We start from the raw sequence: 15189 nt of genomic DNA, 5'->3' as shown, positions 1-15189 counted from the left end.
TTGAGCTGTATACCTCTCCCTAATAAATAACCATCCCAATGAAAATAAAGAGCATTTTTGCATTTACCTTCTGCTTTATCTGTACCTTCGGTTTTGCACAAAGGGTTAAAGTCTCTCCGGGATATAAAGAATACCATGTAGCAATAAGCGGTAACGATAGTAATCCGGGAACGCAGGCCAGCCCTTACAAAACCATTATGGCTGCGGCGAATAAGGCCATGCCTGGCGATGTAATTACTGTACATGCCGGTACTTACCGCGAATCGATTGTGCCACCGCGCGGCGGAAATTCTGAACAAGAACGCATTACCTATCAGGTGGCTAAAGGTGAAAAAGTAACCATAAAAGGATCGGAAATAGCCAAAGGATGGCAAAAACAACAACATGATACCTGGGTGTTGAAATTGCCAAACAGCTTTTTCGGGAGATTTAATCCTTACAAAGAGCTGATTCATGGCGATTGGTTTTGGCCTAAGCCTAAAGAACGAAAATATTTGCGTGGCGCTGTATATTTAAATGGTAGCTGGCTTATGGAGGCTGCTAAAAAAGCAGAAGTAACTGATCAGGATGCCGATCCTAAAAACCAGCTCTGGTGTGCTACCGTTGAAGGTGATTCCACAACCATCTGGACACAGTTTAAAAACGTTGATCCCAATAAAGAACTGGTAGAAATCAATGTCCGCCAAACGGTGTTTTATCCCGATAAACCCTTTGTTAATTTCATTACCGTTCGCGGCTTTACACTTGAGCAGGCTGCGACCAACTGGGCACCACCCACGGCAGAGCAGCATGGGCTTATTGGTACGCACTGGAGCCGTGGCTGGGTAATCGAAAATAATACCATCCGATATTCTAAATGTGTAGGTATTGCATTGGGTAAATACGGCGATGTGTACGATAATAAAGATACCGAATCGGCAAAAGGTTATGTGGGCACCATTAACCGGGCTTTAGCTTTTGGCTGGAATAAAGCCACCATTGGAGGGCATCTGGTGCGCAATAATACCATTACTAATTGCGAACAAACTGGTATTGTGGGCAGTATGGGTTGCGCCTTTAGTGTAATTGAAGGCAATAGCATTCACGATATCCACATTCACCGTTTGTTTGATGGTGCAGAACAAGCCGCAATTAAATTTCATGGCGCGGTTGATGTTCAAATCCGTAACAACCACATTTACCGCAGTAATTTTGGCATCTGGCTCGATTGGATGGCCCAGGGTGCCCAGATTAAAAATAACCTGATGCACGATAATGATCACGATATCTTTTTAGAAGTAGATCATGGCCCTATGCTCATCAGCAATAATGTACTGCTATCTAAAACCAATTTGCTGATGAACTCAAGCGGAGCCGCTTTTGTGCACAACATTTTTGGCGGGGGCATGACCGTTGTTAATTACGATGGTCGCTTAACACCTTATCATTTACCGCATGCTACTGATGTGGTAAATTTACACGACAACCCCGGAGGAGACGTACAGTTTGTGAATAACCTTTTTGTTAATGCAGGCAATGCCAGTCAATATGCTAAATCGCTGCTACCCGTAATATTCGAAGGTAATGTGTACACCAAAGGAACCATAAGGGCTGTAAATCAGAATAAACCCATGCGTTTTGGCGAAATGGGCAAAGATGCACAAGACCAGTTAAAAAAGTATACAGAGCAGGCCGCAACCGAAAAAACAGCATTGGTGAAAGATGAATTTAATGCTGCGGCCATTTTAACTGCTCAAAATGATCATTTTTACCTGGAAATTAACCTCGATAAAAACTGGAAAACAGCACAACCCAGGACACTGGTTAGCACAGCCTCCTTACGTAAAGCCATAGTACCCGATCTGCCATTCGAAAATACAGACAGTTCGTACTTAAAAGTCGATACTGATTATTTTGGTAAGAAACGTGATATTGTCAATCCATTTCCCGGACCTTTTGAGATACGCACAACTGGTAAACAGAAAATTAAATTGTGGTAAATAGAGGTTATATCATTTCTATTTTTAGCCACAGGTTTACAGATTATAATGTGGAGTCAGCTGTTACCAGCTGACTTTGGGAGTATTAATCACCTAAGTAATTTTAGCCATAGATGTGCAGACACTAAAAATCTGTTAATCTGTGGCTTTTTTGTTCTCATTATCCCTGTAGAGTCAGCTGTTACCTGCTGACTTTGAAAATTTTCACAAAAATCACTTTCTGTTAATTGTTGTTTGTTTTCAACTCCTTGTGAGCGAGTACGTAATGAAGTTTTTGCGTATTGTAAGTCGAATGCTACAGATACAATTTTACAGCAAAAAAAGCATCAATAATTATCAAATCAATGGTGGTTTAGGGCTCCGGATATTTTCAATTTTACTAAGTCAAATAAATATTACCTAACCAAATTTTCTAACCAACCCTTATGAACAAAAACTAACCAAAATCTTTAAACCAAACCAAATGAATTTATGTATACACAACTAAAACTATTATTAGTAAGCTTAAGTATCAGCTGTTTAATGCTGGTGTCGGTTTGCACGCAGGCGCAGGAAGTAATTACCGTGAAAGGAAAAGTGCAGGACTCAAAAGATGATATATCTTTACCTGGTGTTACCGTTAAGCCCGAAAAAGGCACAGGAGGTACCACTACAAACGATTCGGGTAATTTTAGCATTAATGTGCCCCGGGGAAGCAAACTTGTTTTTTCGCTGGTGGGCTATACCTCAAAAACAGTAAATGTTACCGGAACCACTTTAAACGTTCAGCTCGATAATGCCCAAAACGACCTCGAAGATGTGGTGGTACTGGGTTATGGTACCCAAAAGAAAGAGCAGTTATCTGGCTCAGTGGTTACACTTAAAATGGACGATACCCGTCGTAATACACCAACAACTTCTTTGGGTAACCTACTTGCGGGCCAAATGGCAGGTGTAAATATAGGTACACCCAATGGTATTCCGGGTACACAGCCCAGTATAGCGGTAAGGGTTGGTACCTCTTTTAACGCACAGAATGTACTCTATGTAATTGATGGTAAAATCAGCGGTTCAGGCGATTTTAATAACCTGAGTCCAAACGATATTGATAATGTTACCGTACTAAAAGACGCGGCCTCGAAAGCAGTTTATGGTAGCCGCGCTGCGGGGGGGGTAATTTTAGTAACTACGCGTACCGGCAGAAAAAACGCTGCCGCAAAAATCGATTATTCGTTTAGCACGGGATTTGACAGACGAGGCAAAAATGCAGCCCTAACCAGTGCTGTTGAAACCGGCGAACTCTACAACCGCATCAACCCCACAAGCGATCCGGCAGGCTGGAAATGGACTGATAGTGACCTCGAGTACTTTAAAAACATCAATGGTGGCTGGGGTTACGATCAGCTCGATGCTGTTTATGAAGATCCCTACACCCGTACGCATAATTTAAGTGCCACTGGCGGTAGCGATAAAATTAGCTATTTCATTGGCGGTTCGTACACCAAACAAGGCGGGTTTATGAAAAACCTCACTTTTGATAAATACAATCTGCGCGCCAATATCACAGCCGATATAACCAAAAACCTGAACTTGTTTACCGGTATTACCCTTAATAATAACCTGATGTATTCGCCAACCAATACATCTGTTGGGGATATACCTGGTATTTATAGAAAGCAGTTGCTTTGGCAACCAGATCAACCGGTGTGGACAGATGGCGGTAATCCGATTGATTATGGCTGGATTGGTAACGTAGGGGCAGAAGTAAGAGGCGATGGCGGTTATATTAAGGCTAATAATATTAAACCGGTTTTGAATTTAAAAGCCACCTATAAAATTGCGGCAGTAGAGGGCTTAAGTGCATCGGCCCAGTTTAACAAATCGTACACCAATAACCGCAATAAAACTTTCGAAAAACAGTACGATATGTGGGTAATGAAAAAAACGGGCTTACATATTTTCAGTACCGATGATAAAGACCTGGTTACCTTAAAAAAATCATCCCAGATCGGCAAAAGCTTTATTCAGGAAAATTATAACTGGGGTAATGATTATCAGCTAAACTTTCAGTTAAATTACGATCATTCATTTAAAAAACACAATATAAAAGGCTGGCTGGTTTATGAAAAAGCCGAATCAAACAGCGGGGGGATATTTGCCGGACGCGAAACATTTCCGGTTTACCTTACCGATCAGTGGTGGGCTGCCAGTAGCCAGAGAGCTGACGATTACGGAGGTGGAGATACCGAACTGTCTGATGGAAGGATTTCGTACGTAGGGCAGGCTTTTTACGATTACGATGGTAAATACCTGGCCAGTTTCTCGAGCCGATACGATGGGTCTATGCGGTTTCCTGCCGATAAACGCTGGGGTTTCTTCCCTGCAGGATCAATTGGCTGGGTAGTTTCTAAAGAGAAATTCATGAGCCATGCAAAAGGTATCGATATGTTAAAAATACGTGCTTCAGCTGGTTTAACCGGTAACGATGCCATTGGTGGCTGGCAGTGGCAGCAATCTTACCAAAATGGTAATGCTATATTTTTAGGTACTACACCGGTAAGCAACGTGGGCATAACTTATGGCGCTTTAACCAATCCAAATCTTACCTGGGAAAAGACACTAACCTATAATGTGGGCGTGGATATTGATTTCTTAAAGCATTTTAGTGGCAGTGCCGAGTATTATTACATTAAAACCTACGATATTTTAGGATCTCGTATTGCTTCAGTTCCGCCAACATTTAGCCGTACCTTGCCGGCTTCCAATTACGGGCAGATTAATGCACAAGGAGTTGAAATTAACCTTGGATACAAAAACAATTCGGGCAAGTTTAATTACTATGCCAATTTAAATGCTTCCTATGGCGTTGCCAAATACGTTATTCAGGATCAGAATGTAACTTATCCATGGCAGGCCAATCCAGGTAAGTCTACCACCCGCATTGTAGCTTATCAGGCTACCGGAATGATCCGCACCCAGGCCGATCTGGATGCCTTTAAAGCAGCTAATCCAAACTATAAGTTTAAAAGTGTTGCACCGGCATTGGGGCAACTAACTTATGCCGATTTAAGCGGACCGAATGGTACACCTGATGGAATTGTGGATGATTGGGACCAGGTTCAGCTTAAAAATAACAACAATCCCGTTGTTTTGGGGCTTAATTTTGGGTTTGCCTGGAAAGGGTTTAGCTTAGATGCTTCTTTTAACGGCAATTTACATCAATCGCGTTTTGTAAATAGCCTGGCTGGCGGGGTAGAATGGAACCGCATGTGGCGCCCTTGGTATAATGATTCGTGGACCCCTCAAAATCCAAATGCCACTTTGCCTAACCGCCTCAGCGCAAATGACGGAACGCAATCTGTAGTAACAAGCAACAGTACCTTCTGGTTAAAAAATGCAAACTTTCTGCGCATGAAATTATTAAATGTCGGATATAGTATTCCTTCGCACTACATCAATAAAATTGGCGTATCTGGCATGAAATTCTACTTCAGCGGCAGCAACCTGTTTGTAATAAGCAAATTTAATAAAGACTATTTCGATCCTGAAATTGGCGACGGATTCTCGGTTCCGATAATGAAAACCTTCAATTTTGGTGTAAATGTTTCACTTTAATAATGGATAGATAGTATGAAATTATATCTTAAAAATATACGATATTTCGTGTGCAGCCTGGCAATATTGCTGGTTGTAGCCTCCTGTAAAAAGGGATTGGATTATAAAAATAACGGGGCAATCAATCCCGAAAATGTATGGTCAGACCCAACCATGATCAAAGCATTCTTAAACGATATTTATGGTGCTTCTATGCCTGGATGGTCATTTGATGGAAACAGTACCGACGAAGGTTATAACGGTGCTAAAACCCTGGGTAATTACCAGCGCGGCATAATTGCGGTCGATCAGACAACCAGTTCGCTCAATTATTCAGTAATTGATAAGGCAAACTTTTTCTTAGATCAGCTGGAAGCTGTTTCTACAGGAGTATTACCGGCCGACCTGAAAGCGCAGTACATTGCAGAGGCTAAGTTTTGGCGTGCCTGGAGCTATTGGAATATGGTCAATAACCTGGGCGGCGTGCCATTAATTTTGCATACACAAAACGCCGACGATGTTAATGCGTTGTTCAAACCCCGTAATAAAACTTCAGAATGTATAGCTCAAATCATTAAAGATCTGGATGATGCCATTGCCGTTTTACCCGGTAAGTACGCCAGTAATGTAGATTATGGACGCATTACCAAAGTGGCTGCTATGGCCGTAAAAGGAAAAGTATTAATGACTTATGCCAGTCCTTTGTTTAATCCAGCCAATGATGCCAGTCGTTGGCAGACTGCTTACGATGCCAATAAAGCGGCTAAAGATTATGCGCTTAGCCAGGGCCATGATTTATTCCCGAACTATAAAAATATCTGGTATACCGAAAGGAACCAGGAAGTGATTATGGTTCGTCAATATGTTTTTCCGGGTGCTGGTGTAGCATTCAATTCAATCAGGCCTACCCCTTTAACCAAAGATGCTACCGGAGTTAACCAGCCAACGCTTAACCTTTTACTGGCCTATCCTAAAAAGGATGGTAGCCCGATGCAGCTCGATAAAAATCAAATGTCAGATCCGGCTTATAACACACAGTTTATGACCGATTTTTACACCAACCGCGATTCGAGGTTTTACGCTACCATCTTTTTCGGTGGTATACCATACCCAACTCCTGATGAAGTTTCGCCGGTTTATGTAAAAGGAAATAGTTTCTGGGAAATATGGAAGTACGATGCAGCAACCGATAAATACTCAAGTGCGATGAATATTGTACACACCGGAATGACAGGTGGTGGACAAACTGGTTTCTGGGAAAGAAAAGGTTTGGATACCACTTTAGTGGCAGCGTTGTATGCTCAGGGACAAACCGATTGGCCGGTAATCAGATATGCCGAAGTTTTAATGAACTATGGCGAGTGCGCCAATGAACTGGGCAAAAGTGGTGAGGCTTTACAGGTACTAAAAGATATCCGTCGCCGTGCAGGTATTACAGCAGGAGCCGGAAGCAATTATGGCATTACTGCCTCGGCAACCAGCGATATTCGTGATGCCTATATCAATGAACGCCAGGTAGAATTTGCTTTTGAGAATAAACGTTTCGGAGATTTAAGGCGCTGGAAACGATACGATTTGCTCAACGCACAAACCTTTAAACATGGTTTATATGCCACGCTAAAAGATGGGGTAGTAATTAGTCCATCAGAAACCATTATGAATGCTACAACAAGGGCCAAGCTAAGGGGGGTGTATATAGATAATTTGGACGGCGACCCTAATTTTAAATTCAACCTGGATTTAAACCACTGGTTTTATGCCATACCACCAGCTCAGATTTCTCAGTCTAAAAATGTAATCGTACAAAATAAAGAATGGGGTGGAGCATTCGATCCCTTACAGTAAATCTCAGTTAGTTATGATTAGTTTGTTTTAAGAAGGAGGGGGGCGAGCCCCCTCTTTTTAAGTATCAATTTTTCAGCAAAAACAATTTACGCAGGAAATTAAAATATTGTCTTCACAAAAAATAACAGAAAATGCCCGAAATTAACACAGGCAGCAAGTTTAAAAAGAGATGAATAGGATAAAAGCATATAAACAGTTTGCTTGCTTGTTAATGGCACTTGTATTTACACAATTGCGGGCAGTTGCACAGCTAAATAATGAAGCGGCAGTGCAGCAATTGCTTAAATTGTTAAGTGGGCGCATGCATTTAAGCGTACAGCAATATTCAGGTACCAATCTGGTTAACGAACAACAGTTTAAGCAAAATCAGCTTCAAAGTAATGGTGCAAACTGGCAATTGAAAATACAAACCACTAAAGTAAGTGGTGCTCCCGAAGCCATCGATGTAACTGCCAGTTTTATGCTGGAAAATGGATCTGCAACATCAACTGCAGTATCAGCTTCATTCGATTTCAGCCACTGGAGTCGCGATAACTACGTATTGGTGCCAGCCAGTATTTATAACGGCAACCGGTATCCTGCTATTGGCTATGGCTACAATCCGCCTTACCCAACTGAAATGTATTACAATCCAAAGGTACCCTTAACCATTTCCAATAACCCGCGGCTGGCGATAGAAAAAGGGAAAACATCGCGTATTGAGCTACAAAGCACCAGTACGGCAACACCCGCCATGTGTTTTTACTCCCCCTCCGCTAAAAAAGGTTTTATTGTACTTACTGGTCAGCAAACTGCCTTTGGCAATAATGGATTAAGCATTGCCGAAAATGCAACCCAGGATAGCTGCAACTTTAGCATTACCGCTCCGGCCATGCGCAAACAGGCGGCTGGTTTTGGCGATTATCATGCCAGTGGCGATAAAGCTCCTGATTGGAAAAGCGGCGATGCACTTAACCTGAGTTTCAGGGTTTATGTTTTTCAGGCCAATAGCATTCCCGATTTGCTTACCAAATTCATGACAATACGTAAGGCGTTTACCGGACCAAACCATCCACGCAATCAGCTCCCCATGAGTAAAGAGTTGGAGTTAGCCAGAGCCATTTGCAGCAATAACTTTATTACGGTACCTGCCGGAAGTTATTATACCCCCGAGAACGGAAAAGATTTTCAGCTGGGCTGGGTAAGCGGTATGATTAATACTTACCCCATGCTGGCCATGAATAATGAAAAAGAGCGTAACCGGGTTGTTGCAGAACTCGATTTTGTGATGGATAAGTTGCAGGGCAAAAGCGGTTATTTTTATGGAGGCATAACGGCGAAAGGCGAAATCCGTTCCGAAGAAATGAATGCTGCCTATCCCGAAATACAGACCATGGTGCGTAAAAATGGCGATGTTTTGCTCTGGCTAATGAAACATTTAATGTTATTTAAAGCACAGGGCTATGGCCACATGATTAAACCGGCCTGGGAAAATGGTGCCAGGAAACTGGCTGCTGCCTTTACCCAAACATGGAAAAGAGATGGCGAATTCGGTCAGTTTATTGCACCTGAAACCGGTAAAATAGCCATTTACAATTCAACCGCAGGTGCCATTGTACCTGCCGGGTTGGCTATTGCGTCTGCTTATTTTAAACAACCCGAATGGCTGGCGGTAGCCAAAGCCTCAGCCAATTTTTATTATAACCGCGATGTGGTAAAACAAGGACTTACCGGCGGGGCCTGTGGCGATATATCAATGGATTCGGACAGCGAAACCGCTTTTGGTTTTATGGAATCGCTAATGGCATTATATTATTACACAGGCGATAAAAGCTGGTTAAGCAAAGCAGAAGTACAGGCTGCGCTTTGTGCTAGCTGGACCATTTCTTACGATCCGGTTTTTCCTGCAAATAGTCAGATCGGGCAGTTAAAATGCAACATGGCAGGGGCGGTATGGGCCAGCATCCAGAATAAGCATGCCGCTCCGGGTGTTTGTACCTCATCTGCCGATTACCTCTTTAAACTTTTCAGGGCAACAGGGAATAGCTTGTATGCCGATTTAATCAGGGATATACAACATGCCGGTGCCGAAGCGGTTAATGTGCCACCACACCACATTACTACCAATAATTTACCAGGTTCGAGCATGGAACGCATTCAGCCCAGCGATGCCGAAGGAAAAGGCAGTATTGGCAATTTTATCAATACCCGAAATTCCTGGACCGAAACCGATGGGATGCTCATGGCGCTTGAACTACCGGGTATTTACCTGCAAACCGACAAAAAGAAACTGTATGTGTTCGATCATATTACTGCCAAACTAGTAAAGCAGGATGCTAACGGTGTAGTACTCGAATTGAAGAATGAAACCATTCATGATGCCCAGGTGAGCATTTTTGCCGAAAGCAGTGCTGCTGCAATAAAGCCATTGGGCTATAATAACTTTATCAAATGGCCTAAAGCTAACGTAAAAGCCGGCGAAACGATAAAAGTGAAGATTGGGAAAAAGAACCAGCTAAGCCCTTTGCCTGTCAGTTAATTTGGTAACAAAAGCTTTGCTAAAGAAGGTTTAAAAATCAAGAAAGCATTGGTATTAGTCAAAATTGCAATAGTTATTTGGCTGCCGAAAAAATATTTTTGTTCATAAGGTAAAGTGTAAATTAGATAGATGCAATCATCAAAATATTTGTCAAAGTGTGTTTTAGGAACTGCTGCGCTAGGTGGTATCTGGGGGCCTATCGATAAGGAAGAATCGGTCAGTGCCATACTTATGGCGCTTGAATACGGCATAGAAACGCTTGATACTGCGCCGGCATATGCTGATGCCGAAGAAATTGTAGGAAAAGCGCTGAAACAATGGAAGGGAAGGTTGCCACGCATTAATACTAAAGTTGGACGCTTAAAATGTTATGCAACAGATGAGGGGATTTATGACTACAGCCCGGCGGGCATGGAAAGAAGTGTGCACGAAAGTTTAAAGACCCTTGGAGTTGAAACCATTGATGTTTTGTTTTTACACGATCCCGATGCCATAGGTAAGGATATTGATATAGAAGCTGTTTTTAGGCAAATGCAAAAGTTTAAACAAGCAGGTCTAGCTAAAAAAATAGGCATTGGCGGCAACTTGCCCGATTGGTTTAAGCAGTACGATTTCGCATCCGTATTTGATGTAGTAATGGAATTTAACCGCTTAGATGCCTGTTGCAATGTAGCCCTTACCACAAGTTTGCCTTACTACCAGGCCAATAGTATTCAGTTTTATTCAGCCAGCCCTTTGCACATGGGCTTATTGGGCAATAAATATCAGCAATTTGTAGATACCCCCCCGGCCTGGATGGATAAAGCCAGCGTAGTAAAGGCCAGAGCGGTAAAAAAGATTGCAGATAAATATAATCTGCTTTTACCTAACCTGGCTCACCGGTTTATCCTCTCCATACCCGAAGAATTTAAAATGGTAATTGGACCTGGTAATTCCGAACAATTGCTGAAAACCTTATTTGATATTCAGGGAGGAGCTTTGCCAGAGCAGGTTTTTAAAGAAATAATGAATTTAAATACAATTTTAAACGAAATATAATGAACGCTATCGATAATGAAATATTCCATATTCAGTCAGTCCAGGTCAGGCGCTTAGCTCCTGTACAGGCTGTTATACCCTTTCAGGATGCAACGATGGGACCATTTAGTACCTTTAGCTTATCGGTAATCACATTAACAGACGAAGATGGAAATATAGGCGAAGCACCGGTTTTCAGTGCTTATGTCCACCTGCTCGAAGCTTGTCTGTTGCCTATCTTATTTCACAGCCGCAATATCACCTATAAAGAATTGTATCAGAAGCTTTATTGGTCTATCCGTAACGAAGGTTTTAGAGGTACAGCTGCATCTATACTCGGAGAGGTTGATCTGGCTTTGCACGATCTGGCCGCACGGCGGAAAAGAAAGCCCTTACATCGGTATTTAAATGCCGGTAAAGATAATGTATTGATGTATTGCAGCGGTGGTGGTACCAATTACACCTATCCCGAACTGGAAAAAGAAATCGAATATTTCCTGTCTTGCGGTACCGATTGTATTAAAATGAAGGTAGGGAAGCATTTCGGTACTGCCATGGACGAAGATATAGCGCGGGTTAAATTTGTGCGTAAAATAATTGGCGATGATATTAAACTGGCCGTAGATGCCAACCAGATCTGGACTGTTGATCAGGCATTACAGTTCGTTAATGCGGTAGAATCTGAAAATATTGCCTGGTTTGAAGAACCCGTGCATTCTGCTTCCATAACAGATATTGCCTTGTTGTGCGAAAAATCAGTTATTCCAATTTCTTATGGCGAATCAGAAAGGAGTGCAAAGGTATTTCCGACCTTAATAAATGCCGGGGTGAAACATTTGCAACCCACACCTTATTACCTGAGCAGCATAGGCGAGTGGATGGAGGTTCGTGATTTAGCCATTGAGGCCAGTCTTGATTTTTCTTCCGGAAGTTATTCTTTATTTACTGCAGCCATTTTAGCAGCCGCACCCGATCATTTCAGAGTAGAATACCTGTACACCTTGATGAAAGGTTTAGCCGTATATTTTGCCGTTTCACCTAAACTGGAAAATGGAAGATTTATTTTGCCCGAAATTGAAGGCTTGCCCATCCGCATTGATTGGGATTATTGGAGCCGAAAGGGGAAAATAGAACTGGATAAAACCTGGACTGCCGAAAAGTCGGGCTCCTATAGACCCATTGTACTACTTTAACGCATAGCTGCTTATGGATGTTTCATTAGCCTTTATCGATTATATTGTACTGCTTGGCTATCTCCTGATGCTGCTTTTTGTAGCCTTTTACTTAGGCCAAAAAAAGAAAAATGCTACCGATATTTTCCTTGGTGGGCGAAGTCTTACCTGGTGGCAAATTGGCTTTTCGTTGTTCAGTGCCAATGCCGGCCCGATGATGTTGATTGGCTTCGCCAGTATTGGTTTTACCAAAGGTGTGGTTGGTAGTAATTTTGAGTGGCTCGCCTGGATTTTTCTTTTGCTCCTGGCCATGGTTTTCGTGCCACATTACCTTACTACCAGGGTAAGTACCATGCCACAGTTTCTCATGGTAAGGTATGGGAAAAGGTCTTATAACTTCCTAACCATTTATAGCCTCGTATCTATCATGGTGGTTTGGTTAGGCAGCGGTTTATATGCCGGCGGCTTGTTAATTTCACAGATTTTTAACTGGCCTTTGTTTAAAGCAATGGTATTGGTAGCCATTATTGCCACCAGTTTTACCACCTTGGGCGGACTTAAAGCCGTAGTTAGAACAGGCGTCTTTCAATCAGTTATTATCATCCTGTCGTCTATTGTACTAACAATTCTTGCGCTGAATAAAATTGGTGGGGTGTCTCAACTGGTAAATAAAGCCCCGGCCTCTTACTGGCATTTGTTTCAGCCGGCAAAAGATCCCGAATATTCGTGGGTGGCCATTGTTTTAGGCTATCCAGTAGTGGCCATTTATTACTGGTGTACAGATCAAACCATTGTACAAAAAGTACTGGCAGCAAAAGATATTAAGGAAGGCCAGTATGGTGCAGTTTTTATTTCGGTGCTTAAAATTATCATGCCCTTCATTTTTATATTTCCGGGCATTATGTGTTTTGTTTTATTTAAAGATATTGCCAAACCCGATAACGCTTACATTACCCTGGTTAAGCAGCTTATGCCACCGGGTTTAATGGGCTTATGTATTGCAGCACTCATAGCGGCATTAATTGATACCATTTCCTCGGGATTAAATTCTTTCAGTACCGTTTTTACATTAGATGTGGTAAACCAGTATAAAAAGCTTAACGAGAAACAAAACCGGCGGGTTGGTCGCCTGGTAACTGTTGTAGCCGCAGTGCTGGCTTTATTAATTGCCACTTTATATTCATACTCAGGCAAAGGCTTTTTTGATTTGAGTCAGGGATTGGTATCTATTTTGGCACCACCGCTTTCGGTAGTTTTCTTAATGGGCGTACTCTGGAAAAAAGCCAACAATAAAGCAGCCGAAACGGTATTGTATGGTGGTGGTTTTCTTTGTGTTGTACTGGGGCTTTGTCACATCCTCAATTATCCTTACAAAGGTTACTGGCCACATTTTTTGCTGTTATCTTTTTATATCTTTTTAGCTTTGTCGGTTATCATGGTACTGGTTTCTGTTTTTACCAGAAACACACACGAACATCCGCTATTATCCATTGCCGAAACCAACAGGCAGTTTAAATACAAATCAACCAGGGTTTGGTTGTTATGGGCTATACTTGCTGTGGTTATGGCAGGCATTTATATTATCTTTAATTAAAACTATTTTATGGCCAGAAAATTTTCTAACACAGCACGAAGAAATAAATTCAAGTTCATATGCATGGGCTTATTGCTGTGCTTTTCTATAGCAGCATGCCAAAAAGCGGCTGATACAACTAAAGATAAAGATCTTGTGTTTGTAGTTAACCTGGTCGATAACGAAAAAAAGGTTCAGGAGTACCTGAATTACCATAAAAAAATCTGGCCTGAGGTTGAAGCAGGTTTTAAGAAAGCAGGCTATAGGAAAATTAAACTTTACCGTTTCAATAAATCTATTGTGATGATTGTTACGGTGCCCGAAAATGCAGATCTAAACCGCATGGGGCAGGTAGCCGAATCGTATAGCGAAAAATGCAAAGCCTGGAACCAGCTGATGAGTCAGTATCAGGTAGGGGTGGCTGGTGCCGCGCCCGGGCAAAAATGGGCCCAAACCGAAGAAATTTATTCTTTTGTTAATCCATAACGCGCATTGCCAGTTAACCATTTAATCGGCATATTCCTTTACAAAAGATCTGGGCGATTGTCCTTTAATTTCTTTAAAGTGCTTGTTAAAGTTAGAAAGGTTATTATGTCCACTACCGTAGCAAGCTTCGCTTACATTGCAGGTTCCTTCCAAAAGCAATTTAGCAGCAAAGCCGATTCGTACTTCTTTAATAAAATCGAGCAGGGTACGGTTGGTTTTAGCTTTAAAGAACCTGCAAAAAGCTGCAGGGTTCATATTTACTAAACTGGCCACGTGCGAAAGCGAGATTGTTTCTTTGAAATTTTTAAAAATGTAATCGTAAATCAGATTGATTTTATCTGCATCCGCAGAGTTATCAACAATATTAAATCCTGGTGTAGCCAGAATAGAGTACTCGCTCGATTGGGCCAGCACATCAAGCAGGTGCAACATGAGCGAAGCCCGGTGCAGCCCTTTGGTTACCAGCATTTGTTCCAATAAGTTTTTTGCGGTGTTAAAGGTTGATCCCGTGAAACGGATCCCTTTCGAGGCATTGTGAAACAACTCCTTTAAATGGCGCGCTTCTGGTTTATCCAACAAATCGTTGCCCAAAAAGTCAGGAAAAAAATGAACTACCGTAACCCGGGGTTGTTGATAGCTGTTTACACTTCCGTAATATTGCCAGCAATGTGGCAGATAACCACCCATTAATATCAAATCAGATCCTTTAAAATCACCGGTATGGTCGCCAATAAAACGTTTACCCTCGCAGTGCTCAATCAGTGCAATTTCAAAGTTGAGGTGGCACTTCATGTGCGTATACTTAATCAACTCCAAAGGCTCAGTCCGGATGGTAAATGATTGGTTAGGTGGAAAGTTAAAGTTTTCGTATCTGTACTCCATAAAACGTATTTCTACCTTATAAATATCAAGATTTTAGCTGAAAAATACAAGGATATTGTGCGTTAAATTTTGGATTTTTTAAAAATTTTATTTGATTTTGTAGTTGTTTTTGTTTTGATGTAGGCTGTATTTGTTATTTAACTA

At 41.9% G+C, this 15189-nt stretch carries 9 protein-coding genes; 8 read left to right on the top strand and 1 reads right to left on the bottom strand.

Features of this window, described 5'->3' with window-relative positions:
• The first annotated feature begins 38 nt into the window (after nt 1–38).
• The 8 genes from OC25_RS00730 (at nt 39) to OC25_RS00695 (ending at nt 14163) form a co-directional block, all read left to right on the top strand.
• Nucleotides 39–1979 carry a right-handed parallel beta-helix repeat-containing protein gene (locus OC25_RS00730; RefSeq protein WP_052265859.1) on the top strand — a complete coding sequence of 647 codons (1941 nt, stop codon included), beginning with the start codon at nt 39–41 and terminating at the stop codon, nt 1977–1979.
• Nucleotides 1980–2450: 471 nt separating this feature from the next.
• Complete coding sequence (locus OC25_RS00725; RefSeq protein WP_052265858.1) at nt 2451–5573, top strand: SusC/RagA family TonB-linked outer membrane protein; 3123 nt, start codon at nt 2451–2453, stop codon at nt 5571–5573.
• Between the two features lie 15 nt (nt 5574–5588).
• On the top strand, nt 5589–7397 hold the full coding sequence (locus OC25_RS00720) for a RagB/SusD family nutrient uptake outer membrane protein (protein ID WP_052265857.1): 1809 nt from the start codon (nt 5589–5591) through the stop codon (nt 7395–7397).
• Between the two features lie 169 nt (nt 7398–7566).
• The gene (locus OC25_RS00715; RefSeq protein ID WP_156131351.1) at nt 7567–9915 is read left to right on the top strand and encodes a hypothetical protein; all 2349 of its coding nucleotides are present in this window, start codon (nt 7567–7569) and stop codon (nt 9913–9915) included.
• A 147-nt stretch (nt 9916–10062) separates the two neighbouring features.
• Nucleotides 10063–10953: an aldo/keto reductase gene (locus OC25_RS00710; protein WP_167335347.1), complete on the top strand. Its 891-nt coding sequence runs from the start codon at nt 10063–10065 to the stop codon at nt 10951–10953.
• Nucleotides 10953–12125 carry an enolase C-terminal domain-like protein gene (locus OC25_RS00705; protein WP_039470673.1) on the top strand — a complete coding sequence of 391 codons (1173 nt, stop codon included), beginning with the start codon at nt 10953–10955 and terminating at the stop codon, nt 12123–12125. Before OC25_RS00710 ends, OC25_RS00705 begins: the two co-directional genes overlap by 1 nt.
• Before the next feature lie 13 nt (nt 12126–12138).
• Nucleotides 12139–13698: a sodium:solute symporter family transporter gene (locus tag OC25_RS00700; RefSeq protein ID WP_039470670.1), complete on the top strand. Its 1560-nt coding sequence runs from the start codon at nt 12139–12141 to the stop codon at nt 13696–13698.
• Nucleotides 13699–13707: 9 nt separating this feature from the next.
• Complete coding sequence (locus OC25_RS00695) at nt 13708–14163, top strand: L-rhamnose mutarotase (protein WP_039470668.1); 456 nt, start codon at nt 13708–13710, stop codon at nt 14161–14163.
• 21 nt (nt 14164–14184) lie between these two features.
• On the opposite strand, the gene OC25_RS00690 is transcribed toward OC25_RS00695, so the two are convergent.
• Nucleotides 14185–15045, bottom strand: coding sequence for an AraC family transcriptional regulator (locus OC25_RS00690; protein WP_039470667.1), 861 nt, complete (start codon nt 15043–15045; stop codon nt 14185–14187).
• Between the last annotated feature and the right edge of the window lie 144 nt (nt 15046–15189).

The organism is Pedobacter kyungheensis, assembly GCF_000812965.1.
Classification (GTDB): Bacteria; Bacteroidota; Bacteroidia; order Sphingobacteriales; family Sphingobacteriaceae; genus Pedobacter; species Pedobacter kyungheensis.
This window is presented reverse-complemented; position numbering and strand designations above follow the sequence as displayed.